17 protein-coding genes and 1 pseudogene are annotated in these 25,074 nt (G+C 69.3%); 3 read left to right on the top strand and 15 right to left on the bottom strand.

The features are described from left to right. From JWN68_RS09950 to JWN68_RS09915, 8 genes and pseudogenes are all read right to left on the bottom strand, one after another. Positions 1 to 484: pseudogene (locus JWN68_RS09950) on the bottom strand (DNA recombination/repair protein RecA); the annotation flags it as partial. A 252-nt stretch (positions 485 to 736) separates the two neighbouring features. Continuing rightward, positions 737 to 2,032 carry an MFS transporter gene (locus JWN68_RS09945; RefSeq protein ID WP_297738245.1) on the bottom strand — a complete coding sequence of 432 codons (1,296 nt, stop codon included), beginning with the start codon at positions 2,030 to 2,032 and terminating at the stop codon, positions 737 to 739. A 12-nt stretch (positions 2,033 to 2,044) separates the two neighbouring features. After that, positions 2,045 to 2,239, bottom strand: coding sequence for a DUF3046 domain-containing protein (locus tag JWN68_RS09940; RefSeq protein ID WP_297738243.1), 195 nt, complete (start codon positions 2,237 to 2,239; stop codon positions 2,045 to 2,047). Then, complete coding sequence (locus JWN68_RS09935) at positions 2,236 to 2,760, bottom strand: DinB family protein (protein ID WP_297738242.1); 525 nt, start codon at positions 2,758 to 2,760, stop codon at positions 2,236 to 2,238. The genes JWN68_RS09940 and JWN68_RS09935 overlap by 4 nt, the downstream gene beginning before the upstream one ends. Positions 2,761 to 2,855: 95 nt before the next feature. Next, positions 2,856 to 3,653, bottom strand: a complete 798-nt coding sequence (locus JWN68_RS09930) for an ABC transporter permease (protein ID WP_297738240.1) — start codon at positions 3,651 to 3,653, stop codon at positions 2,856 to 2,858. Next, entirely contained in the window at positions 3,653 to 4,441 is a 789-nt protein-coding gene (locus JWN68_RS09925; RefSeq protein ID WP_297738238.1) for an ABC transporter permease, read from the bottom strand. The genes JWN68_RS09930 and JWN68_RS09925 overlap by 1 nt, the downstream gene beginning before the upstream one ends. Next, a complete protein-coding gene (locus JWN68_RS09920; protein ID WP_366519785.1) occupies positions 4,441 to 5,364 on the bottom strand; it encodes an ABC transporter ATP-binding protein in 924 nt (307 codons plus the stop codon). Before JWN68_RS09920 ends, JWN68_RS09925 begins: the two co-directional genes overlap by 1 nt. 99 nt (positions 5,365 to 5,463) lie before the next feature. Next, positions 5,464 to 6,069 (bottom strand): DNA starvation/stationary phase protection protein, encoded by a 606-nt coding sequence (locus JWN68_RS09915; protein ID WP_297738234.1) that lies wholly within the window; start codon positions 6,067 to 6,069, stop codon positions 5,464 to 5,466. Between the two features lie 92 nt (positions 6,070 to 6,161). Here JWN68_RS09915 and JWN68_RS09910 point away from each other — a divergent pair, with 92 nt between their 5' ends. Then, positions 6,162 to 10,706, top strand: coding sequence for an ATP-dependent helicase (locus JWN68_RS09910; protein ID WP_297738232.1), 4,545 nt, complete (start codon positions 6,162 to 6,164; stop codon positions 10,704 to 10,706). Further along, a complete protein-coding gene (locus JWN68_RS09905; RefSeq protein WP_297738230.1) occupies positions 10,699 to 11,502 on the top strand; it encodes a DNA-formamidopyrimidine glycosylase family protein in 804 nt (267 codons plus the stop codon). Before JWN68_RS09910 ends, JWN68_RS09905 begins: the two co-directional genes overlap by 8 nt. A gap of 1 nt (position 11,503) precedes the next feature. On the opposite strand, the gene JWN68_RS09900 is transcribed toward JWN68_RS09905, so the two are convergent. Both JWN68_RS09900 and JWN68_RS09895 read right to left on the bottom strand, forming a co-directional pair. Then, entirely contained in the window at positions 11,504 to 11,824 is a 321-nt protein-coding gene (locus tag JWN68_RS09900) for a helix-turn-helix transcriptional regulator (protein WP_297738228.1), read from the bottom strand. Between the two features lie 44 nt (positions 11,825 to 11,868). Continuing rightward, complete coding sequence (locus tag JWN68_RS09895; RefSeq protein WP_297738226.1) at positions 11,869 to 12,357, bottom strand: CinA family protein; 489 nt, start codon at positions 12,355 to 12,357, stop codon at positions 11,869 to 11,871. A 27-nt stretch (positions 12,358 to 12,384) separates the two neighbouring features. Between JWN68_RS09895 and JWN68_RS09890 the strand changes: the two genes are divergently transcribed. Then, positions 12,385 to 14,154 (top strand): glycoside hydrolase family 15 protein, encoded by a 1,770-nt coding sequence (locus JWN68_RS09890; RefSeq protein ID WP_297738224.1) that lies wholly within the window; start codon positions 12,385 to 12,387, stop codon positions 14,152 to 14,154. Between the two features lie 92 nt (positions 14,155 to 14,246). Here JWN68_RS09890 and JWN68_RS09885 read toward each other — a convergent pair whose 3' ends face one another. From JWN68_RS09885 to JWN68_RS09865, 5 genes are all read right to left on the bottom strand, one after another. Next, positions 14,247 to 19,112 carry an ExeM/NucH family extracellular endonuclease gene (locus JWN68_RS09885; protein ID WP_297738222.1) on the bottom strand — a complete coding sequence of 1,622 codons (4,866 nt, stop codon included), beginning with the start codon at positions 19,110 to 19,112 and terminating at the stop codon, positions 14,247 to 14,249. Positions 19,113 to 19,358: 246 nt separating this feature from the next. After that, on the bottom strand, positions 19,359 to 19,979 hold the full coding sequence (pgsA, locus tag JWN68_RS09880) for a CDP-diacylglycerol--glycerol-3-phosphate 3-phosphatidyltransferase (protein ID WP_297738220.1): 621 nt from the start codon (positions 19,977 to 19,979) through the stop codon (positions 19,359 to 19,361). Then, positions 19,976 to 21,481: a 30S ribosomal protein S12 methylthiotransferase RimO gene (rimO, locus tag JWN68_RS09875; protein ID WP_297738218.1), complete on the bottom strand. Its 1,506-nt coding sequence runs from the start codon at positions 21,479 to 21,481 to the stop codon at positions 19,976 to 19,978. The genes pgsA and rimO overlap by 4 nt, the downstream gene beginning before the upstream one ends. A 93-nt stretch (positions 21,482 to 21,574) precedes the next feature. Beyond that, positions 21,575 to 23,380 carry a helix-turn-helix domain-containing protein gene (locus JWN68_RS09870; protein ID WP_297738247.1) on the bottom strand — a complete coding sequence of 602 codons (1,806 nt, stop codon included), beginning with the start codon at positions 23,378 to 23,380 and terminating at the stop codon, positions 21,575 to 21,577. After that, positions 23,380 to 25,074: DNA translocase FtsK (locus tag JWN68_RS09865; protein WP_297738216.1), on the bottom strand; the 1,695-nt coding region annotated here is incomplete at its 5' end. The genes JWN68_RS09870 and JWN68_RS09865, both read right to left, overlap by 1 nt.

Raw genomic sequence — 25,074 nt, 5'->3', positions numbered from 1 at the left:
TGTCGCCCATCTCGCCCTCGATCTCGGCGCGGGGCACGAGCGCGGCCACGGAGTCGATGACGATCAGGTCGAGCGCGCCGGAGCGGACCAGCATGTCGGCGATCTCGAGGGCCTGCTCACCGGAGTCCGGCTGCGAGACGAGCAGGGCGTCGGTGTCGACGCCGAGCGCCTTGGCGTAGTCGGGGTCGAGCGCGTGCTCGGCGTCGATGAAGGCCACGATGCCGCCCGCGCGCTGGGCGTTGGCCACCGCGTGCAGGGCGACCGTGGTCTTGCCCGAGGACTCCGGACCGTAGATCTCCACGACGCGGCCACGGGGCAGACCACCGAGACCGAGCGCAACGTCGAGCGCGATGGAGCCGGTGGGGATCACCTCCAGCGGAGCGCGGATCTCGTCGCCCAGTCGCATGACCGAGCCCTTGCCGAACGACTTCTCGATGTTGGCGAGCGCTGCATCCAGCGCCTTCTCGCGGTCTCCACCGGCCATGTGCGTGTCCTTCTCTACGTGTCGGATGTCAGGTACGTCTGCGACGTTAGAGCGAGCCACCGACACCCGAAGGTCACAGCCTGATCAGCTGCTTGAATCGGTGGAGAACCTCGGCCCCGCGTCGTACCTGTGGACACAATGTAGCCCGAACACCTGTTCGAGGCGACGCAGGAATCGCGGCGTGTCGGACATCCGCGAAGATGGGCCTCGTACAACGGCAAGCACCCGATCCTGGGCACGCAGCATGGCGGGCTACGTCGAGCGCTCGACCTGCTGTCCCGGGCTAGCGGCTGAGCTGCGCGCACCACGTCGCGTAGCAACGCCAACCGCAACCACCGACGCGCCCAGCAACGCGGCGAAGGCCGCGAGCACCGGGTAGCCGAAGACCTGCACGATGACGCCCCCGAGCGCACCACCTCCGGCTGCCATCAGGGACATCACCATGTCGGATCCCCCTTGGACGTCGGTACGCGCGCTCAGCGGTGTCCGGTCGGCGATGATCGTCGATGCCGCGACCGTCGAGAACGACCATCCCAGGCCGAGCAGGAAGAGGCCGGCGAAGATCTGCCACGAGCTGCCCTCGGGGGCGAACCCGCACAGCACGAGCGAGACGAGCAACGTGAGACCGCCGGCGACGAGGACCGGCGGACGCCCCCACTTGTCGGCCGCGAGGCCGACAAGCGGCGAGAACGCGAACATCCCGAGCACGTGCAGCGAGATGACGAAACCGATCACCTCGAGATGCGCTCCCCCGTGCTCCATGTGGAGGGGCGTCATGATCATCACCGTCACCATGGCCGCGTGGGCACACGCCATGCCGACCACCGCCGCACCGACGGTGGGCACCTCGCGCACGGTGGCCGAGAACCGCGACCACGACCGGGTCGGCGTCCCACTTGGCTCGACGGGCGCTGCTGCCTGAGCCAGCAGGAGCGGGTCCGGCCGGAGCAGCACACCGATCCAAGCGGCCGCGGCGACGAGCGCCACCGCGCCGATCGCGAAGCCCCCGGTGAGCTCGGGGATGCCCACCGCCCTGGCCAGGCTCGCACCCGCCCCGGTCAGGTTCGGGCCGGCAACCGCCCCGATGGTGGTGGCCCAGACGACCACGGACAGCGCGCGGGCGCGCGACTCCTCGGGTGCCAGGTCTGTGGCAGCGTAGCGTGACCCACTGTTCGTTGCGGTGGTCGCACCCAGCAGCACCGCTCCCAGCAGCAGCACCAGCATCGAGTCGACCACCCCCGCGACCACGGCAAGCATCGCCCCGACGGCGCCCAGTAGGTATCCCGCCACCAGGCCGACACGGCGACCGCGCCGACGCATGAGCTTCGAGAGCAGGACGGCCGCGGCCGCCGTACCCAGGACCTGGAAGGTCTGGGCGAGTCCGGCCATGCTCTCGCTGCCCGAGATGTCGCGGGCCAGGAGCGAGGCGGTCGCCACCCCGATCGTCACGCCCACCGCACCGACGGCCTGGGAGACCACCAGGGTGCGGATCGTGCGCGCCTGGACCAGGTCGATGTCCACGTCGCTCGGAGCGATGGAGGCCGTCACGGGGGCATCTTCTCAGCGCTCGGAGGCCGGGAGCTCCAGCACGCGCCAGACCGCTGCCCAGACCTCCTTGGGCGCCACGCCGGCGTCCAACGCCTCGACCGTGGTCCGGTTGCCGAGCTCGGTCAGCACGAAGAGCTCGGCCCACGTCCGCGACCGTGCCCGCCCCAGCGCCTCGTCGAGCCGAGCCCAGAACTCGGTGTGCCTCATGCGCCTACGTCGTGGACGTGGTGGACCACGTCGTGGAGGTGGTAGAGCCCGAGCGTGGTCACGGTGAACTCGCTGCCGTTCGATCGGGAGCCGCGGCGTTGGGCAGCCTCCGGCGTCACCGTTGCGTAGACGCCGGCCACGTGTCCGGCCGCCTCCACCAGGTCGGCGTCCACCTCGGCCGGGTCCTGGTCGGCATACCTCGATGCAGTGGCGGTCTCGTCCTGGTCCCAGTTGGCGAAGCGCGGCTTGTCCTCGTTGATCATCAGCTCTACCCGGTCGGCGAAGAGCCGGTGCACGTCACGCACATGACAGGCGTATTCGAGCGGCGACCACGTGGCCGGCGTCGGCCGCTCCCGCACGTCCGGCCGGAGGAGGACCTGCGACCACACCGTCGCCGTGTCGTGCATCAGTCGCGGGAGGTCCGCCAAGGTGTGCGCACCCGGGTCGAAGCCGCACTCAGCGCACGGGCGCTCGAGGACCCAGGTCCAGTCCTTCGTGTCAGGAACGATCGGCTCAGGCATGCAGCCATCCTCGCAGCGCGGCGACAGCGACGGCCACCGGGTTCCTGCCAGCGACGGTCGCGATCACGCCAGGATGGGCCAGGTCGGGCACCGCCTCAGGTGAGGAGCAGCTTGTCGAGCCGCCGGCGCACGACGTACAGGCCGATCAGGCCCATGACGACGAGGTAGACCACCGAGACGACACTCGCCCAGCCCGGCTGCCCCAGCGTCAGCTCACGACACAGCACGACCCCGCGGTAGAGGGGCGTCGCCTCGACCACCCACCGCAGCCAGCCGTCGTAGGTCGAGATGGGGAAGAACGTCGCTGAGAACAGGAACAGCGGCAGTTGGATCAGGGTGATCTTCTCGAAGTCCTGCCACGACGTCATCCACGTCGTGGCCGCCATGCATACGGCTGAGAACGCGAACCCGATCAGCAGTGTCGCGGGCAGCGCCAGCACAGCCGTCCATGAGTGCAGCATCCCCATCGCCCACATCAGCAGCAGGAAGGCAGCCGAGTAGCTGGACCCACGGAGCTGACCCCAGATGATCTCGCCTCGCGCAATGTCTGCCGTGGTCAACGGGGTCGCGAGCATCTGGTCGTAGAGCTTGTCGTACTTGAGCTTGAAGAAGACGTTGTACGTCGAGTCCATGAGCGCGCCGTTGAAGGCGCTGACCGCCAGCATCCCCGGTGCCACGAACTCGGCGTAGGGGATCGCCTGACCGTTGACCTCGAAGGACTCGATCAGCTGGCCGACGCCGATACCGATGGAGAACAGGAAGAAGACGGGCTCGAGGAACCCCGTGAGGAAGAGCTTCCACGCCTGCCGATAGACGATGCAGCTGCGGGTCACCAGCAGCCAGGCTGCGCGCGCTGGTCCCAGCGGCGGGTGGACGGGGGTGATGGCCGCCATCAGTCCGCCAACCGTCGTTGCAACCCGGACACCGACCAGAACCAGCCGACCGCGATCGTCACGAGGAGCACGCTGGCGTTGAGCACGGCCATCGTCGAGTCGACGGTGTCCAGGCAGAACATGCGGCTGAGGTTGACCCCGTGCCACAGGGGCGTCAACCGGGCGACCCACTCCAGCCACGGACCGAGGTTGGAGATGGGGAAGAACGCCCCGGAGAAAAGCGTGAGCGGCAGGACACCGAGCCGGAACAGCACGCCGAACGCCGCTTCGCTCTTGATCCTCGTGCTGTAGCCGAAGACGATTCCCGCAAAGGCCATGCCCACCAGCAGTTGCGCTCCGAACGCGACGAACGGCCCCCACCAGGACTCGAAGACACCGAAGGGCGCGAGCACCAGCATGAAGAGCCCGCAGGCGGTGGCCAGCCGGAACAGGACGAACATCAGGTTGGCCGCGACGACGTGCCGGGGCTCGAGCGGCGTGGCGATCATCGAGTAGTAGGTCCGGTGCCACTTGATCGAGCCCATCACCGGGTAGGTCGTCTCCCCCACCGCGATCGTCATCGCATGCGTCGCCACGAGGCCGGGCACGATGAACGCGAGGTAGGACGTGGCTCCCTCTAGCTTGGTGGGATCACCGTCGATGAATCCACCGAGCAGCACTCCCATGGCGACGACGTAGAAGAGCGGCGAGACGAACGAGGTGATCACCCCGCCCTTCCAGGTGCGCTTGAAGACGGTCCACCAGTAGTCGGTCTGTCGCAGCGCCCCGGCAGCCAGCGTCAGGCTCATCAGTCGACCAGCGTCCGGCCGGTGAGCTTGAGGAAGACGTCCTCGAGCGTGCTGCGACGCACGAGCACGGCGATGGGATCGAGGCCGCGTTCGTGCGCCTTTGCGATGACCTCCTCGCCGTCCGAGCTGTAGACCAGGATCCGATCGGGCAGCACCTCGAGCCGACCGAGGTCCTCGATCTTGTCGGCGACGGCGCTGTGGGGGTTGGTCTCGTCGGTGATGGCGAACCGGAGCTCGGTCACCTCGCGGGTCGAGTGTTCCTCGATCAGCTGGCGCGGCGATCCCTCGGCAGCGATCAGTCCCTTGTCCATGACGACCAGCCGGTCGCACAGCTGCTCGGCCTCGTCCATGTAGTGGGTGGTGATGACCAAGGTGACGCCGGCCTGCTTGAGGCGGAAGAGCTGGTCCCACAGGACGTGTCGCGCCTGCGGATCGAGGCCGGTGGTCGGCTCGTCGAGCAGCAGGAGGTCGGGCTTGTTCACCAGGCTCCGGGCGATGGTGAGCCGTCGCTTCATCCCGCCGGAGAGGTCCTCCACCTTGGACCTCGCCTTGTCGGTGAGTGAGACGAACTCCAGCAGCTCGTCGACCCGGCTGTTGACCTCGCCCTTGGGGATACCGAAGTAGCGACCGTAGATGTAGAGGTTGTCCCGGACGTTGAGCTCGTTGTCGAGGGTGTCCTCCTGGGGACACACGCCCAGCCGGGCCCGGATGGCAGGCCCGTCCTTGGCGGGATCCATCCCGAGGATCTCCAGGGTGCCACCGCTGATCGGGCTCACGCTGGCGATCATGCGCATCGTGCTGGACTTGCCGGCTCCGTTGGGCCCGAGGAAGCCGAAGGCCTCGCCGCGGCGGACGTCGACGTCGATGCCCTTGACGGCTTCGAAGTCACCGAACGACTTGCGCAGCCCCCTGGCCAGGATCATCGATTCGCTCACGAACGAGGACCCTAGGTCACGGCACTGACAGTGACGAGCCGATATCTGCTGGACCGGGGTCACTCGACGGGTTGCTTACCGCGCGACTCAGCCCTTGCGCGCCGGCTTCTTGTTCGTACGTCGCTGGGGCTCCCTCGCGGCATCGGCAGCCTCCGTCTCGGTGTCTGCGCCCTCGGTCACCAGTCGACCCTCGGAGTTCTCCAAGTGGGCGCGGATGAACCAGTGGAACTGCTCGAGGTCGCCGGTCTGGGAGATCAGGAGGTCCTCGCTCACCGGGTCGATCTCACCGACGTCGTCGATCGCAGCGCGGTTGTCCTCGATGACTCCGGTGTAGACGAGGTCCAACGCGCCGAGGTGCGCCTGGGCGGTGTCCCTCGTGAGCTCGTAGTCGTCCCAGGACCGCGCGGCCACCAGCGCCCCGGGGGTGCCGATCGGGGTCCCTCCCATGGTCGCGATGCGCTCTGCCAGCACGTCCGCGAAACCGCGGACCGACTCGACCTGCGGGTCGAGCATCTCGTGGACGCCGATGAAGTTGGGTCCGACCACGTTCCAGTGGACATGCTTGAGCACGAGATGGAGATCGGTGTAGGCGAAAAGTCGATCCTGGAGGGCGGCGACCACGGTGGTGCTCTCCTTGGCAGTGAGCCCCGGCACGTGGAACGTCTGGGTGGGCGACTTCTTGGCAGTAGGCATGCCCTTGACACTAGGGACCGGGGGCGACTCCCCCACCACCCTTGGGGAGGGAACCGTCGGGCGTTGTCGGTGGCGTGGGACAGACTGAGGCCATGGCCGCCCTTGATCACTTCAGCGCTCCGACGCGCACGTGGTTCCAGGCCGCCTTCGCCGCGCCGACCCCCGCCCAGGAGGGTGCTTGGGAGGCCATCGCGCACGGCAAGCACGCGCTCGTTGTGGCACCGACCGGCAGCGGCAAGACGCTGAGCGCCTTCCTGCACGCCATCGACAAGCTCCTCACCGCAGAGACACCGGACGACAAGCTCCGCCGCACACGCGTTCTCTATGTCAGCCCGCTCAAGGCACTGGCCGTCGATGTCGAGCGCAACCTGCGTTCACCGCTGACCGGCATCCGGCACACGGGTGACCGACTCCAGACGGCCCTGCCGGAGGTGACGGTGGGACTGCGGTCGGGCGACACCAGCCCTGCCGAGCGGCGCCGGCTCGCGACCCGCCCGCCAGACATCTTGATCACCACCCCCGAGTCGCTGTTCCTGATGCTCACCAGTCAGGCGCGCGAGAGGCTCCGTGGCGTCGAGACGGTCATCATCGACGAGGTCCACGCGGTGGCCGGCACCAAGCGCGGCGCGCACCTCGCATTGACCCTCGAGCGGCTCGACGGTCTGCTCGAGCGACCAGCGCAGCGGATCGGTTTGAGTGCGACGGTCCGACCACTCGAGGAGGTGGCCCGCTTCCTGGGAGGCACGGCCCCGGTCGAGATCGTCGCACCGCCCTCCACCAAGGAGTGGGACCTCACCGTGGTCGTCCCGGTCGAGGACATGACGATGCCGGAGGAATACGACGAGACGTCCGGCAACCCTGGTCGCTCGAACAGCATCTGGCCGCACGTCGAGGAGCGCGTCGTCGATCTCATCGAGGCGCATCGCTCCACCATCGTCTTCGCCAACTCCCGACGACTCGCGGAGCGGCTCACCGCCCGGCTCAACGAGATCGCCGGAGAGCGGGCGGCCCGGGCGACCGAGGACGGCAGCCCGCTCGGCGCGGAGGAGGGGCGGTCGCCGGCCCCCGCGGCGATCATGGCCCAGTCGGGGTCGAGCTCAGGAGCCGAGGCCATCATCGCCAAGGCCCATCACGGCTCGGTCTCGAAGGAGCAGCGAGCGATCATCGAGGACGACCTGAAGCGCGGGCGGCTGCCGGCAGTCGTCGCCACCAGCAGCCTCGAGCTCGGGATCGACATGGGTGCCGTCGACCTCGTCATCCAGATCGAGTCGCCGCCGAGTGTCGCCAGTGCCCTCCAGCGAGTGGGGCGTGCCGGTCACCAGGTCGGGGAGATCAGCCGCGGAGTGCTGTTCCCCAAGCACCGGGGTGACCTCGCCCAGACCGCCGTGTCGGTGCAGCGCATGCGTGAGGGCGCTATCGAGAAGCTGAGGGTGCCCACCAATCCGCTGGACGTCCTGGCCCAACAGGTCGTGGCCGCGACGGCGATGGACGACTGGTCGGTCGACGAGTTCTTCGACCTCACGCGGCGCGCAGCGTCGTACGCCCATTTGCCCCGCAGCGCCTTCGACGCCACTTTGGACCTGCTGAGCGGCCGCTACCCCAGCGAGGACTTCGCCGAGCTCCGGCCCAGGATCGTGTGGGACCGGGTCAACGGCACGATCTCGGGCCGACCCGGCGCCCAACGGCTTGCGGTCACCAGCGGGGGCACGATCCCGGATCGTGGCCTCTTCGGCGTCTTCCTCGTCGGCGAGAAGGCCAGCCGGGTCGGGGAGCTGGACGAGGAGATGGTCTACGAGTCGCGGGTCGGCGACATCTTCGCCCTGGGTGCCACCAGCTGGCGGATCGAGGACATCACGCACGACCGCGTGCTGGTGACGCCCGCTCCGGGCATCCCGGGCAGGCTGCCGTTCTGGAAGGGCGACACCCTGGGCCGTCCGGCCGAGCTCGGCGCCGCCATCGGCGCCTTCACCCGCGGGCTGCTCACCCACAGTGAGGCCGAGGCGCGCGCTGCCGCCACGGACGCCGGGCTCGACGAGCACGCCGCCGCCAACCTGGTCACCTACGTCACCGAGCAGCGCGAGGCGACCAACGTCGTGCCGAGCGACACCCAGATCGTGGTCGAGAGGTTCCGCGACGAGCTGGGCGACTGGCGGCTCGTGGTCCACTCCCCCTACGGCACCCCCCTGCATGCCCCGTGGGCCCTGGCCATCAACGCCCGGCTGCGTGAGCGCTACGACGTCGACGGTCAGGCGATGGCGTCCGACGACGGGATCGTGATCCGCATCCCGGACACCGACCAGGAGCCGCCGCTGGGCGACCTGATCGTCTTCGACGCCGAGGAGATCGAGCAGATCGTCACTCGCGAGGTCGGCGGATCAGCACTGTTCGCCAGTCGCTTCCGCGAGTGCGCCGCGCGTGCGCTCCTACTGCCTCGCCGCGACCCGGGCCGGCGCAGTCCCCTGTGGCAGCAGCGTCAGCGCAGCGCCCAGCTGCTCGAGGTCGCCTCGAAGTACCCGAGCTTCCCCATCGTCCTGGAAGCCATCCGTGAATGCCTCCAGGACGTCTACGACCTGCCGGCCCTGACCGAGCTGTTGCGGCGCATCGACCGCCGTGAGGTGTCGGTGGTCGACGTGTCCACGCAGACACCCAGCCCCTACGCCCGCAGCTTGTTGTTCGGGTACGTCGCCCAGTTCGTCTACGAGGGGGACTCGCCGATCGCCGAGCGGCGAGCCGCGGCGCTGAGCCTCGACCAAGGGCTGCTCGCCGAGCTGCTGGGGCGCGCCGAGCTGCGCGAGCTCCTCGATCCCGAGGTGCTCGCCGAGGTGGAGGCCGAGCTGCAGTGGCTGGCCCCCGACCGGCGCGCCCGCACCGGCGAGTCCGTAGCCGACCTGCTCCGCCTGCTCGGTCCGCTGTCCATCGACGAGGTCGAGTCCCGCGTCACCGACGAGCACCGATCCGGGGTCGCGGGCTGGCTGACCGGCCTGGCCGAGGCTCGGCGGGTCGTCGCCGTACGCATCGCCTCCGAGGAGCGCTGGACCACCATCGAGGACATCGCGCGCCTGCGCGACGGACTCGGCGTGCCGGTCCCCGCAGGCACGCCCGACGTCTTCACCGAGCCGACCGAGGACCCCGTCGGCGACCTGGTCTCGCGCTACGCCCGCACCCACGGTCCCTTCACCACGGCCGAGGTCGCGACCCGGTTCGGCCTCGGGGAGGCCGTGGCCCGGCAGGCACTGCACCGCCTCGCTGCTCGGGGACGCCTGCTCGAGGGCGAGTTCCGTCCGGCCGGGAGCGGTGCCGAGTGGTGTGACGCCGAGGTCCTGCGCAAGCTCAGGCGCCGGTCACTGGCCCGGCTGCGCAAGGAGGTCGAGCCGGTCACCCACGAGACGCTGGCAAGGTTCCTGCCGTCGTGGCAGCACGTGGTCCATCCGCACGGCGGCGGCAAGCTACGGGGGGTCGACGGGGTGATCGCCGCGATCGACCAGCTGGCGGGTTGTCCGGTGCCGGCCAGTGCCTTGGAGCCGCTCGTCCTCGCCTGCCGGGTCCGTGACTACGAGTCGAGCTTCCTTGACGAGCTGACCAGCAGCGGAGAGGTCATCTGGGCAGGCCACGCTCCGCTGCCGGGCAGCGACGGCTGGGTCAGCCTGCACCTGGCCGATCAGGCCCACCTGACGCTGCCGGACCCGCAGTGGGGCGAGCTGGACGAGCTCCAGCAGTCGGTGCTGGAGGCGCTCGCACCCGGCGGAGCCTGGTTCTTCCGACAGCTCAGCGACCGACTGGGCTCGACCACCGACACCGCTCTCTCGACCGCCCTCTGGGGACTCGTCTGGGAGGGCATGGTCACCAACGACACGCTGACCCCGTTGCGGTCGCTGGTCCGCTCGGGCAAGGCCAGTCACCGCACCCGGCGGGGTCCGCCGCGCGTCTCGATGGGCTCAAGTCGCATGCCCGTCCGCTCCGGACCACCTGAGACCGCAGGTCGCTGGAGCGTGTTGCCCGCGCGTGACTCCGACGCGACCCGGCGAGCGCATGCCACCGCCGAGCACCTCCTCGAGCGCCACGGCGTCGTGACGCGGGGAGCCGTCATGCAGGAGCGCATCCCCGGTGGCTTCGCGGGCGTCTACAAGGTGTTGTCCGCCTTCGAGGACACGGGTCGCTGTCGCCGGGGCTACTTCGTCGAGGGGCTCGGAGCGGCCCAGTTCGGTGCGCCCGGCGCCATCGACCGGCTGCGCACGTTCTCCGAGCCGGACGAGTCCAAGCCGGTGGCCCTCGCACTCGCGGCGACCGACCCGGCCAATCCCTACGGCGCGGCGCTTCCGTGGCCCCCCAACGCGAGCGACGGCGGACACCGGCCCGGACGCAAGGCCGGAGCGTTGGTCGTGCTCGTCGACGGTGCCCTGCTGCTCTACGTCGAGCGCGGCGGGCGCACCCTGCTCACGTGGAGCGAGGACATCGATCGACTGACGCTGGCAGCGGCAGCGCTGGCGGACGCAACGCGGCGCGGGGCCCTCGGCAAGCTGACCGTGGAGAAGGCCGACGGCGAAGCGCTCCTGGGTGCGGGTGACACCCCGTTGCGCCAGGCGCTGAACGCCACCGGCTTCGTCTCCACACCCAAGGGGCTGAGGATGCGTGCCTGAGGGCGACACCGTCTTCCGGGCGGCCAAGCTCCTTGACCTCTCCCTCTCCGGTCGGCTGCTCACCCGCACGGACTTCCGGGTGCCGCAGCACGCGACCGCCGACCTCAGCGGGTCCACCGTGCTGACGACCGTCTCGCGAGGCAAGCACCTCCTCACCCGCACCGACACCGGCTTCACCCTGCACACGCACCTGAAGATGGAGGGTGCCTGGCAGGTCTATCGACCCGGCGAGCGGTGGCGGCGACCCGTGGGCCAGGTGCGCGTGCTGCTCGAGGCGGGTGATGCGATCGCGGTGGGCTTCAGCCTCGGCGTGGTCGAGATCGTCGAGACGCACCTCGAGCACGAGGTGGTCGGTCACCTCGGGCCCGACCTCCTTGGCCCGGACTGGGACGAGGCCGAGGCCCTTCACCGGCTGAGGGCCGAACCCGACCGCGAGCTGACGGCTGCCCTGCTGGACCAGCGCAACCTCGCTGGCATCGGCAACATGTACGCCGCCGAGCTCTGCTTCATCATCGGAGCCCATCCCCAGATGGCTGTACGCGATGTGGGCGACCTGATCCGGCTCGTCCGCCGCGCCAAGCAGATGCTGGAGCTGAACTCCGAGCGGGCCACCCAGTCGACCACCGGCAATCTGCGTCCACGCGAGCGGATGTGGGTCTATCGACGCGACAAGTCGCCATGTCGTCGATGCGGCACGCCCATCCGGGTGGCGATGAGAGGCGACGCCGGCCGTGAACGCGCGATGTACTGGTGTCCGACCTGCCAGCCTGTCCCGGCCGGTCACGCGGAGAGCTGACTCAGGCCGCGGAGGCCACCACGGGACCTGTGCCTCGCCTGGTGCCGGAGATCGGCGTTGCCTCGATGCTGTGCAGCTCGAGCGCGACCTCCTCGAGCGCCACGGCGTCGGAGACCTCCCTCAGCACCTCCGAGAGGGGCAGGTCCATCGCGGCACACAACGAGGCGAGGAGCTCCGAGGAGGCTTCCTTCTGTCCGCGCTCGATCTCCGAGATGTAGCCCAGGCTCACTCGGGCCTCGGCCGATACCTCACGCAGGGTCATGCCACGCTGCATCCGCTCGCTGCGGAGCACGTCGCCGAGGAGCCGACGAAAGAGCACCATGCGCTCGTCCTTCCAGAGGATGGGTGGGACCCGTGGTGGCAACGCTACCCGAGGCCCGAATCTTCCATGCGCAGCATGCCATCGAGCACCGACAGCGCGCCGCGACAGCTGCCAGCCTGGATCGTCGCCCGGTCGCCCTCCAGGTCGAGCATCCGGGCCTGTACACCCTCGGGACCCGCGACGGCGACCCACACCAGCCCCACCGGCTTGTCCTCCTGACGGTCCGGCCCAGCGACTCCGGTGGTGGCAACACCGTACGTCGCCCCGAGCAACGTCCGTGCTCCACTCGCCATGGCCCCGGCGCACTCGGCCGACACCACACCGTGCTTGTCGATGACGGACTCCGAGACGCTCAGGAGGGAAGCCTTGACGGCTGTCGCGTACGACACGACGCCGCCGAGGAAGCAGGCAGAAGCGCCCGGCACCGAGGTGAAGAGGGCGGCGAGCTGGCCACCGGTGAGCGACTCGGCAGTGGCGATCGTCTCGCCCCGTGCCGTCAGGACCTCGACGAGCTGGCGCGGGTCCGTGGTCATCACCCGAGCCTAGCTACGTTGGTGTCCATGGCTCTCCCCATCGAGGACTACGCACTCGTCGGCGACCGCGGCACGGCCGCCCTCATCGGCGCTGACGGCTCGGTCGACTGGCTCTGCCTGCCCCGTTTCGACTCACCCGCCTGCTTCGCCGCCCTGCTCGGTGGCCCTGAGCACGGGCGCTGGCTGCTGGCACCCGCCCAGGACGAGGGGGTGACGACCAGCCGGAGCTACGTCGGCAACAGCGCCATCCTCGAGACCACCTTCACGACGCCCACCGGGGTGCTGGTGCTCCGCGACGTGATGCCGGTCGGGGACGGGCGCGCCGACCTGGTCCGCACGGTGCGCTGCACCCGCGGGACCGTACGGGTGCGTCACGAATGGGTCGTCCGCCTCGACTACGGCCGTGTCCGGCCCTGGGTGTCGCGCCAGCAGGTGGCTGGGCAGACCGTCATCGTCGCGACAGCCGGGCCCGACAAGCTCATGCTCCGGGGTCCGCGTCTTCCGCACGCCGCCGACGGCCACCACACCGACGAGTTCGACCTGACTGCGGACGAGGTCATGACCTTCTCCACGACGTGGGTGCGCTCGTGGCGTGCCCTTCCCGAACCGCTGGGCTTCGACGACCGGGTCGAGGCGACCCGCGTGGAGGAGGAGCGATGGGCCGCCACCTGCATCGACGACGTCCCTCACGCCGACCTCGTACGCCGCAGCCTGGTCACCCTCCGGCTGATGACGCACGCCGAGACCGGCGGGATCGTGGCAGCTCCCACCACCAGCCTGCCCGAGGCCTTCGGCGGCGAGCGCAACTGGGACTACCGCTACTGCTGGCTGCGCGACGCGGCGCTGACGCTCGAGTCGCTGCTCGCGGTCGGCTACACCGACGAGGCCAGGGACTGGCGCGACTGGCTGCTGCGCGCTGTGGCGGGAGACCCCGAGGACCTGCAGATCATGTATGCCGTCGACGGCGGCAGGCAGCTCCCTGAGCGCGTCCTGGACCACCTCCCCGGCTACGAGCACTCATTGCCCGTACGCATCGGCAACGCCGCCGTCAGCCAGCGCCAGACCGACGTGCTGGGCGAGGTGATGATCGCCCTCGAGGACGCCCGCGACGCCGGCATCACCGAGACGGCCCAGAGCTGGGCGCTCCAGCGCTCGCTCGTGGAGGAGCTCGCCGAGCACTGGGACGAACCCGACCACGGGCTGTGGGAGATCCGGGGCGAGCCGCGCCACTTCACCCACTCCCGGGTGATGGTCTGGGTCGCCTTCGACCGCGCCGTCAAGGCCGTCGAGAAGCATGGGCTGGACGGCCCGGTAAACCGCTGGCGCGAGCTCCGGGACCAGGTCCACGAGCAGGTCCTGCAGAAGGGCTACGACGCCGACCGGGGCACCTTCACCCAGCACTACGACACCACGGAGGTGGACGCGAGCCTCCTCAACCTCCCGCTCGTCGGCTTCCTCCCGGGCGACGACGAGCGGGTGCTCGGCACGATTCGCGCGATCGAGGAGGACCTGATGCACCAGGGCCTGCTCCGGCGCTACCGCACCCAGACCGGGGTCGACGGCCTCCCGGGCGGCGAGCACCCGTTCCTGGCGTGCTCGTTCTGGCTCGTCTCTGCCCTCGCGGCGGCGGGTCGGGCCGAGGACGCGCACACCCTGATGGACCGGCTGTGCGCCCTCACCAACGATGTGGGACTGCTGGCCGAGGAGTACGACGTCGACAGTGGCCGCATGGCCGGCAACTTCCCCCAGGCGTTCAGCCACCTGACGCTGGTGCAGGCCGCCCTCGCCCTGCGCTGAACGACGGCCACCGATGGTCTGCAAACGGCCGACGGCCCGGCCACCCCTCGCGGGGTGACCGGGCCGTCATGCGTGGTGCCGTCAACCGAGGATCAGCGTCGCTTCACCTTGATGAACACCTTGTCCTGGCTCGCGGAGACGTCGTTGGAGCCGGAATACTTCGCGACAAGGACGTGCCTGCCGGGACCGAAGTTCTTCTTCACCGTGACGACCACCTCGCCGTTGCTCAGGACCCCTGTCCCGACACGGGTGCCCTTGAAGAACACCCTGACCCGACCCTCAGGCGTCCCGTTGACGGCCGAGACCGTCACCGTCAGCTTGATGTTCCGACCGAATGCCGACCGCTTGGGCGCAGCATCCACCTCGGTCACCGAGGCTGCCTTGGCGGGTGCAGGCTGCGGCTGCGGCTGGGGCTGGGGCTGCGGCTGCGGCTGCGGCTGGGGCTGCGGCTCCGGCTGCGGCTCCGTCGGCGGTGTGACCACCGAGCCGGTCACGGTGACCGGCACCCGTGCCACGGTTCCGGTGGTGGCACCGACGACGCGGAGCACCTTCTCCCCGCCGGTGGTCCCGGCAGGCACTGTCACGGTCACGCTGGCCGTGCCCGTCTCGTCGGTCGTGGGGCCCAGCAGTGTGTTGGTGACCGGGAAGGTCCCCAGCGACGTCTGGTCGAGGAACACCTCGACCGAGTTGTCGGTCACGTCACCGGCAGCCGTCATGGCCAAGGAGCTCACAGCAAACTGGATCTGATCGCCCGGACCGTAGGACGGCGGAGCGTTCGCCGGGAAGGCAGCACCCACCGCCCGCTGGCTGTAGTCAACCGGCAGCGGAACGTCGCCCTCGGCCGTGTTGGCGAACTCAGCCATGTAGTCGACCATCGCCTGCAGGTCCGACTTGCCGGTGTCCTGCCTGCTGGTGCCGCCCGCGAAGGTGGTGAAGTTGTCTCCGCCCGATGCCAGGAACGAGTTCGCCGTCACGGAGAAGACCTCAGTCGGCTCCACCCGGTCGCCGTTCAGCCACATCGCCGTGATGCGCGACCCGGCCGGCTTGGTGGCGTCATGGGTGTAGGTGAAGCCGTTCGACGCACCCAGTCGCAGGAACGGTCGGCTCGCGCCGGCCGGTTGCCACTGCTGCTCCAGCACTGACTTGAGCTGCGCCCCGGTCAGGTCCATGTTCACCAACGTGTTGGCGAACGGCTGGACGTTGGCGGCACCTCGGTAAGTGAGGGTGCCGTCCGGTCCTGGGACCATGTCCTGTCGCAGGCCGCCCGGGTTCATGAAGGCGATCTGCGCCGACCCCGTGGTGGTCGACTCGGTCGCCCACCGCTGGACCTCGGCCACCAGGTTGCCCAGGGTGGACTCGCGTCCGCGGGCATCTGCGCTGGGTGAGAGGCGCGGACGGTTGAACGGACCGGCCAGCTTGCCCAAGGGACGAGCACCGAGCACATCGGCCTTGGCCACCGCGGCGTCGACGATGGCCTTGGTGGGCAGGTCGTCGGGGTAGTTGGGCGTGAACGCACCAGTGCCGTCGTCGGTCTGCAGCGCGACGATCCTGGTGCGAATGCCCTGCACCTCACCGGTGTCGGTGTCGACCCGGAAGCGGAGCTGGTTGAGGTTGTAGCCGTACTGACCGGCCGAGACGACCGGACGCTTGGTCACCTCACGGTCCTGCGCCGCCCAGGCGGGCACGGGGACCCGGTGGTTGTACGCGAGGTGCGTGTGACCCGAGATGATCGCGTCGACGTCGGAGTTGACGCCGTTGACGATCTTGCCGAAGTCCGACGCCGGGTCCACAGCGGAGCTGTAGGCCGTGGTGGCCGCACCCTCGTGGACCAGCAGGATGACCACGTCGGCGCCTTGCGCCTTCAGATCAGCCGCCTCCCTGTTGGTCTCCTCAACGATGCTGGTGACCTCGATCTCCTCGATGCCGTCAGGCGCGACCAGTTCGGGCAGGTGCTCGGTGACCGCACCCACGAACCCGACCTCGACGTTACCGAAGTCACGGATCCACGTCGCCGGCAGCGCCGGGTTGCCCGTGGCCTTGAACCTGACGTTGGCGCCGAGGTACTTCCACTCAGCCCCGCCCTCGGGGTTGTCGTCGGGATCGTAGGACTGCATGACCCGGTTGACGAGGTCGTCGTAGCCCTGGTCGAACTCGTGGTTGCCCACTGAGGACACCTCGAGGCCGGCCGAGTTGAGTGCGTCGATCGTCGGCTTGTCGTTCTGGATGAACGACTCGAAGGTCGACGCCCCGATGAGGTCGCCAGCTGCGGCGAAGACGGTCTTCGGGTTCTGCGCCCGCAGCTGCTTAACGGCTGATGCGAGCACCGCGGCACCCGACTCGGCACCATCGCGCTTGATGCGGCCGTGGAAGTCGTTGATGCCGAGGACCTGGACGACCTCTTGGTCGGCCGGGTCGGTGTCGATGCCGACGATCTCGGGGTTGTGGTCCGAGGCGCCGTACGGCGTTGCAGCGTAGAGGTTGGTCGCGTTGGCGTTGAACCTGGCGTAGGAGTAGGCCGTGGACTCGTTGCCACCGATCTCCCAGAGGTCGGCACCCGTGACCATGGCGTTGGCCGCCGGGTTGGCGAGCACGTGGTCGAGCGATCCCGAGAGGCCACTGAAGCTGTACGACCACTCGTGGGGGGTGCTGGACTTCACGACCTGGTAGTTGGCGTCGTAGAGGACCTGCATGGGGTCCTCGAAGGTGTAGGAGTTGAAGTCACCCGTCAAGAACACCTTGTTCGTGCCTCGCGAGGCGGCGAACTGGTCGGCGAAGGTGGTCAGCGCTTGCGCCTGACGCACCCGGTCACCGTTGAAGGCACCCTGTCCGTCGCCGGCGTCGGTGTTGCCGGGGTTGCTGCTGCTGCCCGTGCTCTTGGACTTGAAGTGGTTGACGATGACCGCGAACGTGTCGTCGCTCGACCCGCCCTCTGGCTTGAACGCCTGCGCGAAGGGCTCACGGGCGTTGTCAAAGGCAGCGGCACCGATCAGCAGCTGGGACTGTCCCACCCGGCTCACGGTGTCGGGGTTGAAGATGAAGGCCGTCCGGATGACGTCCTCGCCGGCAGGCAGCTTCTCCGGTGACGGCGCGTAGGCCCACCGGGTGAAGCCTGCCTTGGCGTTGAGAGCTGCCACGACAGCCTTGACGGCGTCGTCGCGGTCGGCCTCACCGAGGGACAGCGAGTTCTCGATCTCCTCGAGGGTGACGATGTCAGCGTCCAGGTTGGTGATGGCTCGCACCATCTTGTCCTGCTGCCGCGTGAGGTTGGCAGCGTTGGCTGCGCCTCGCGGTCCGTTGCCACCGGTGCAGCTGCCCACCGTGATGGGGTTGCCGGCGCGATCGTTGTTGTAGGAGCACGTGCGACCGGGTCCGGCGGCCGCCCACGCCTCGCCGGTGGTGTTGAAGTAGTTCAGGACGTTGAACGTGGCGAGGGTGAGGTCACCGCCGACGCTCTCCGGACGCGACTTGCGGTTGTTCAGGAAGGTCGCCACGTCCTGGTCGTTGGCCGCCGTGACCGGCGTCGTGGGCTGGACCTTCCACGCGCGGTTGCGGAACTCGAAGATCATCGGGACTTTGAGGGTGGCCGGAGCGCCGACCCGGACCGGCTTGGCAGCGCCGCCAGCGTCAGGAGTCAGCCACGGGAGCGGGGTGCTGGTGGCGCTGGCGCCGCCGAACAGGAAGTCGGTGCTCGCACCGTCGTCGAGGGTCACCGAGCGCGCTTCGTTGTCGTCCTTGACGTCCTGTGCCGCCGGGGTGCCCGGACGTGCCACGTCGGTCCACTGACGCAGCGGGGTGGTGCCTGCCGCCAGACCGATTTCACCGAAGCGGTTGGTGTTGAAGGAGTTGGTGACCGTGAGCGGACCGGTCAGGGTGACCAGCTCGCTCTCGTGGTCCTCGCGCAGGTCGGACGTCGCGGGCAGTGCCATGGACTGCGAGACCACCGGTGCCAGCGGAGCCGGGAGGGCGACGACATCTGCGTCGACGTCCACGACGATCTGGGTCAGGCCGCTGAATTCGAGGGCAAGGCCCTTGACCTGTACGGAGGACCCGATGGCCGGGTAGGTGGGGAATCCGTCGCTGCCGCCCCATACGAAGATGCCGTCGGACGCGCCGGGCGTGGCGTCAGTGGCTCCGCCGGTGCCACCGGTCTGGATCACGAAGCCGTTGAACCCGCCGGTCGGGTAGCTTGCCGTGACGACACCGGTCGTGGTGACGAGGTCCTGGGCGTGCGGGGAGGTGTCACCCGTGCCTTGGATCTCGGCGATGGTGCCGGTGAACTCCTCCGGCGGGGTGGGCGGGCAGGCGGCTCCACACGCGACCGGGGTCGGGGGTCCCGTCGTGAAGTCGGCGGCGTTGTTGTCGGTGTCGACCGTGCCAGCGCGAGAGCTCGAGGTGGCGTTGGCAGTGAGCGGGGCAGGACCGTTGCCTTCGTAGGCGGCGGGCGTGCCGTAACCGACGTAGTCGATGAGGGAGGCCACGTTGCTGATGGTGCCGCTCGGGACGGTGAGCCCGGAGGTCGTGTCGGCGAGGGCAACTTGTCCCGTGCTGCCTGACAGGTTGAGCGTGCTCGTGGCGTCGGGCGTGGCAGGAAGCGCCACACCGCCGGCACCGGAGGCACCGCCCACCAGGTAGGTGCCTCCGGCCGGGACGTCCACGGCGGGGAGCGAGAAGATGTTGATGAAGGTTCCGGTGGCCGTGTTCGACCGGTACTGCAGGCTCTTGCCGCCCAGGCTGATCACTCCGCCCGTGGGGTTGCGGAGCTCGATGAAGTCAGTGGTGTACGTGGCGCCGGAGTTGCCTCCACCGCCGTACACCTCGCTGATGACGAGGCCAGTGCTGACCGCGTTGGCAGGGGCGACGGGAGCAAGACCAGCGGCAAGGACCGCCAGACCGGCGCCGACGACGAGGCCGCGTGTGTGCGACCCCTTCCGCGACCCGGAAATGAGGTTGAACGACACAGGCAGAGACCCTTCTCAAGGCGTGACAGGTGATGCTGACGGGTGGAGCAGGCGGAGCCTGGACCCGGCTCCTGGGGCGCGCGATGTGATCCCCCACACGGTCACGCTGGCGAACACTAACCCCGCAGGTCCAATCTGCAGGTATTGCTGCGGCGACTCGCGCAGAGGACGGACTCTGCCACCCAAAGGGTGGAAGGTCCACACTTTCGAGTGACGGATCTCGCAACGTCAGGTAACGGTTCGGCGTCAGCTGTGCCGCGAGCGCTGACGGCGCACGTCACGGAAGAATTCGTAGCCCGACCACAGCGTCATCGCAACGGCTCCGGCCAACAAGACCTGGGCCAACAAAAATAGCGCCTCGCCCACAGGTCCGGGCCAGACGTCGAAGGCCCCGCCGTGGGCGTCGCCATGGGGCAGGGGCCAGATCAACCCGGACAGCGCGATCGCCTGGAGGGTGGTCTTGATCTTGCCGCTGCGGGCCGCAGGAATCACGACGTCCTTGAGGACCGAGAGACGCAGCAGGGTCACCGACCACTCGCGCACGAGCACGACGATCGTCACCCACCACCAGACGTCCCCCACGATCGACAGTCCGATGAAGGCCATGCCGGTGACAGCCTTGTCGGCGATGGGGTCGGCGATCTTGCCGAAGTCCGTGATCAGGTTGTGCTTGCGCGCGAGGTCACCGTCGATCTTGTCGGTGATCATCGCAACGGCGAACAGCGCGAACGCGATCCACCGCCACATCGTCGAGTTGCCGTCGTCCTGCAGCAGCGCCCAGCCGAAGAACGGCACCATTACGATGCGCAGGGTCGTCAGGACGTTGGCGATGTTGAAGTTGGAGACCTGGTGCTCGGTGCTGGTCATGCCCGGTCCCCCGACTCACTGAGGGGTACGGCGATGAGGTCGACACCATCGGTCGCGACCACCGTGGCAGCGACGAGGTCGCCGATCGCAAGACCGCCGCCCGCCTCGATCGTCGTCGTGCCGTCGACCTCAGGGCCCTGGTGCTCGGCCCGGCCCTCGGCGACACCGTCGTCGGTGGACTCGACGAGTACGGAGACGATCTCGCCGATGCGTTCCTCGGCGCGCTGGGAGTTGAGCTCCTCGACGAGGGCGGTGACGTGCTCGGTCCTCGCGCGCACCTCGTCCTCGTCCAGCTTGGCCTCGTAGGTCGCGGCCTCCGTGCCGTCCTCGTCGGAGTAGCCGAAGACGCCGGTCACGTCCATCCGAGCGGCCTCGAGGAAGTCACAGAGCGTCTGCAGGTCCTCCTCCGTCTCGCCAGGGAAGCCGACGATGACGTTGGACCGGACGCCCGCCAGCGGGCTCAGGCTGCGGATGCGCGCCAAGAGGTCCAGGAAGCTGTCCGGGTCGCCGAAGCGACGCATCCGGCGCAGCACCGTCGCGCTGGCGTGCTGGAAGGACAGGTCGAAGTAGGGCACGACGCCCGGGGTGTCGGCGATCGCCTCGATCAGTCCGGGTCGCGTCTCGGCAGGTTGGAGGTAGGACACCCGGACCCGGGCGATGCCCTCGATGGCCGCGAGCTCGGGGAGCATCGTCTCGAGCAGCCGGAGGTCGCCGAGGTCCTTGCCGTAGGACGTCGAGTTCTCGCTGACGAGGAAGAGCTCCTTGATGTCCTGGGTCGCGAGCCACTGCGCTTCCTGGAGCACGTCGCTCGGGCGACGACTGACGAATGACCCGCGGAAGCTCGGGATGGCACAGAAGGAGCACCGGCGATCGCACCCGCTTGCCAGCTTGAGCGGGGCCATCGGGCCGGTGTCGAGCCTGCGGCGTACGACTCGGGGACCTGTCGCCGGCGCACCCTGGCCGATCTCGTCGGTGCTGGCGCGGTTGTCTGCGTGACCCGGCATCGAGATGGCGGATGCGTCACGGTCCACGGGGGAGATCGGGAGCAGGCGTCGTCGATCCGAGGGGGTGTGGGCGTGGTGGGTCTCCCCCGCGACGATCGAGCGCAGCTTGGCGGCGATGTCGGGGTAGTCGTCGAAACCGAGGACCGCGTCGGCCTCGGGCAGCGACTCGGCGAGGTCCTTGCCGTAGCGCTCGGCCAGGCAACCCACCGCCACGACGGCCTGCGTCTTGCCGTGCTGCTTGAGGTCGGCCGCCGCGAGCAAGGTGTCGACCGAGTCCTTCTTGGCGGCCTCGACGAAGCCGCAGGTGTTGACCAGGACGGTGTCGGCGTCGCCCGGCTCAGCCACCAGGCGGAAGCCACCTGCCTCGAGGCGTCCGGCGAGCTCCTCGGAGTCGACCTCGTTGCGGGCACACCCCAACGTCACCACGGCCACGCTCATGAGCGTCTGGTCAGCAGCAGCAGCGGTCGGGGCGGGGCTGGGGTCGGTGGAGGTCGTCATCGCTGTCCGAGTATGCCGCTTCCACACCGCGAGGGCCGCTTCGTGGCGGCCGTGGTGATCACCACAGGAGGCCAACCAGCCCACCCAGCAGACTCAGCGTGCGACGTAGGTGCCCTGACCCGCGACGCCCGGCTCGCCGATCGGCTTCGCCGACTGGCCGTCCAGGGCCACGGTGACCGCACCGTCGGTGGTCTGCACGCGCACCGGCGGCGCCGCCGCGATCGTCTCGACGTCACCCACGGCGAGATTGCCCTCGAAGACGATCTTGCCTGCCCCGTCACGGACCACGACGTGCGCGCCACCGGTGGTGGCGCTCAGCACGACGGGCACGGGGTCGCCCAGGGCAGAGCCGGACCCTCCGGGTCCTCCCGACCCGTTGAGCACGGGAGCCGAGCCGCGAAGCTCGGCGGGTGGGTCCATCACCAGCCGCGCCACCGACCAGCAGAGGACGACGGCCATCACGACGGCGACGAGCAACGACCAGTTGGGGCCGCCCTTCGTGCTGCGGATGGATCCGTGGGCGCCAGTGGCGAGCTCCGCCTCGAAGACCCGTCGCGGGTTGATGTCGGCATGGGCGTACCGCTCGTCGTAGGTGGCCAACATCGGCGCCACGTCGACCCCCAGCACGCGCGCGAGGGTGCGCAGGTGACCGCGGGCATAGAAGTCGCCGCCGCAGGGCACGAAGTCGTCGACCTCGATCGACTCGATCACGTGGGGGCGGATGCGGGTGCGGTCCGCGAGCTGGTCGACGCTGAGTCCCAAACGGGTACGGGCGGCGAGGAGCTCGGGTCCGATGACCGGATCGAGAGCAGGCTCCACCTCGAAGTCGTCGAGCACGAGGGGGTCGACGACCTCACCCGGACGAGAGATCGGTCGCACCCGGTCGCCCCAGACCTGGGTGTCCTCGACCAGGTTGACGCGCCCCGGCCGGCGGAGCTCGCGACCATGCAGCTCGTCCTCCTCGCCGGGGAACGGCTCGACAAGGTCCTTGCGCACCTCGCTGCGGCGGCCCACGCCGGACTCACGGAGCGGCGACGGCGTCGCGCTGGCGACGATCGTCCCCTCCCCCGACTCCCCCGAGTCCTCCGAGTCCTCCGAGTCCTCCGAGTCCTCCGCCACCTCGTCCTGGGTCGGCTCAGCCTGACTGACGTCACTCAGGTCCGAACGGCGCTCGGGTGCCAGCGTGGCGAGCTTCGCGATGGCAGCTGCCAGGAGCGGCCGCGGGTCCCGCCACGTCGGGTGGGTGCCCGGCTCGTCGGGGTCCGCCGGGGGCTCTGTGTCGTGCAGCTCGGGCTCGTCGGCGTCGAGGACGACCACGGCTCCGGTCGCTGCCGCCACGCGGTCGATCGCGGCGCCCACGTCGTCACCCGCTGCGACGACTCGGGTCGAGAGGCCGAGAGGAAGCGCGAAGGGCGCGCCGTGCAGACGCATCGACAGGACAGCGCGGCGACGGCTGGCGCCGTCGAGCTCGGCGAGGATCTTCTCCTCGTTGTGCGGGTGGACGGCCAGCCGGCCGTCGCGCAGCAGCCCTCGGCGCGGCGTGTGCTCGACGTGCTGGACCGCACTCCACGGCAGCCCGCGCCAGGTACGCCCGAGCCGGATCCGCACGCCGTGCGCGTCGGCGACGAGCAGGGGAGCGCGGGCGTCGAAGAAGGTGAGCAGCCAGTAGCCGCCGAGAAGTCCCATCGCCACGGCGAGCACGCTGTCGAGTGCTCCCCCGCCGCCGACGGCACGCGCGAGATAGGCGATGGCGAGCGCCGAGGCGAGGGCCCCCAGACCGGCCGCGAGGCCCGCGTTGCGGCGTACCTCGACAGCATCGGGTGTCAGGGACAGCGCCTCGTGGCTCGGCTCGGACGTCTCGAGGCCGCCCGACTCCTCGTAGAGCTCAGCAGCACCCATCACGCGTCCCCCTCCAAAGTGGCGATCACAGCGTCGATCTCGTCCGGCTTCACCAGCACGTCGCGAGCCTTCGAACCCTCGCTGGGGCCGACGACCCCTCGGCTCTCGAGGATGTCCATCAGGCGCCCCGCCTTGGCGAAGCCGACACGCAGCTTGCGCTGGAGCATCGAGGTCGAACCGAACTGGGTCGAGACGACCAGCTCGATGGCCTGGATGACGAGCTCCATGTCGTTGCCGATGTCGTCGTCGAGCTCGCGCTTGGCGGCCTGCGGCGCGGTGACGTCCTCGATGTAGGTGGGCTCGAGCTGCGCCTTGCAGTGGTTGACCACCTGCTGGATCTCCGCCTCGGTGACCCAGGACCCCTGCACGCGCACGGGCTTGCTGGAGCCCATCGGCAGGAAGAGCCCGTCACCCTGGCCCACCAGCTTCTCGGCGCCCGGCTGGTCGAGGATGACCCGGCTGTCGCCGAGGCTCGAGGTGGCGAACGCCAGCCTGGACGGCACGTTGGCCTTGATCAACCCGGTGACCACGTCGACCGAGGGCCGCTGGGTCGCCAGTACCAGGTGGATTCCGGCGGCTCGGGCGAGCTGGGTGATCCGGACGATGGCGTCCTCGACGTCGCGCGGGGCGACCATCATGAGGTCGGCCAGCTCGTCGACGATCACCAGGAGATAGGGGTACGGCGCCAGCTTGCGCTCGCTCCCGGGCGGCACCTCGACCTTGCCGGCCCGCACGGCCTTGTTGAAGTCGTCGACGTGACGGAACCCGAAGTTCGCCAGGTCGTCGTAGCGCATGTCCATCTCGCGGACCACCCAGGCCAGCGCCTCCGCGGCCTTCTTGGGGTTGGTGATGATCGGGGTGATCAGGTGCGGGACACCCTCGTAGGCGTTCAGCTCGACCCGCTTGGGGTCGATCATGATCATCCGCACCTCGTCGGGCGTCGACCGCATCAGGACCGAGGTGATGAGTGAGTTGATGAACGACGACTTGCCGGAGCCGGTCGCGCCGGCCACCAGCAGGTGCGGCATCTTGGCCATGTTGGCGACCACGAAGCCGCCCTCGACGTCCTTGCCGAGACCGGCCACCATCGGGTGGTGGTCCGAGCGGGCAGTGTTGGAGCGGAGCACGTCGCCCAGGGAGACGATCTCCTTGTCGGTGTTCGGGATCTCGATGCCGATCGCGGACTTGCCGGGGATCGGCGACAGGATCCGGACGTCGGCCGAGGCGTCGGGGTAGGCGATGTTCTTGCCCAGCGCGGTCACCTTCTCGACCTTCACCGCGGGGCCGAGCTCGAACTCGTAGCGGGTCACCGTCGGTCCGCGCGTGTAGCCCGTGACGGTGGCGTCGATGGCGAACTCCTCCATCACCTGCATCAGCCGCTCGACCACCGCGTCGCTGGCCTTGGAGCGGGCCTTGTGCACCGACCCCGGCTTGAGCGAGGAGTTGTCGGGCAGGGAGTAGGTGATGTCACCGGACAGGGCGAGCTGCTCCACCCGCTGCGGGAGCGGGGTGTGGGGCGGCGGCTCGACCGGGCCGGTGTCGGCCACGGCGTCGGGACCCGTGGGAATAGCCGGGGTGACCTCGGTGGGCGCGTCGGCGAACAGGTCGATGCCGTAGTCCTGGCCCGGCTCGGCGTCGCCCTTCTTGCGGCGCTTCCTGAGCTCGCGGTCCGAGAGCACCGGGCTGTCGTACGC

Source organism: Nocardioides sp. (genome assembly GCF_025964975.1).
Lineage (GTDB): Bacteria > Actinomycetota > Actinomycetes > Propionibacteriales > Nocardioidaceae > Nocardioides.
Note: the sequence above shows the minus strand (reverse complement) of the source record. Positions and strands in the feature narration are given on the sequence as shown.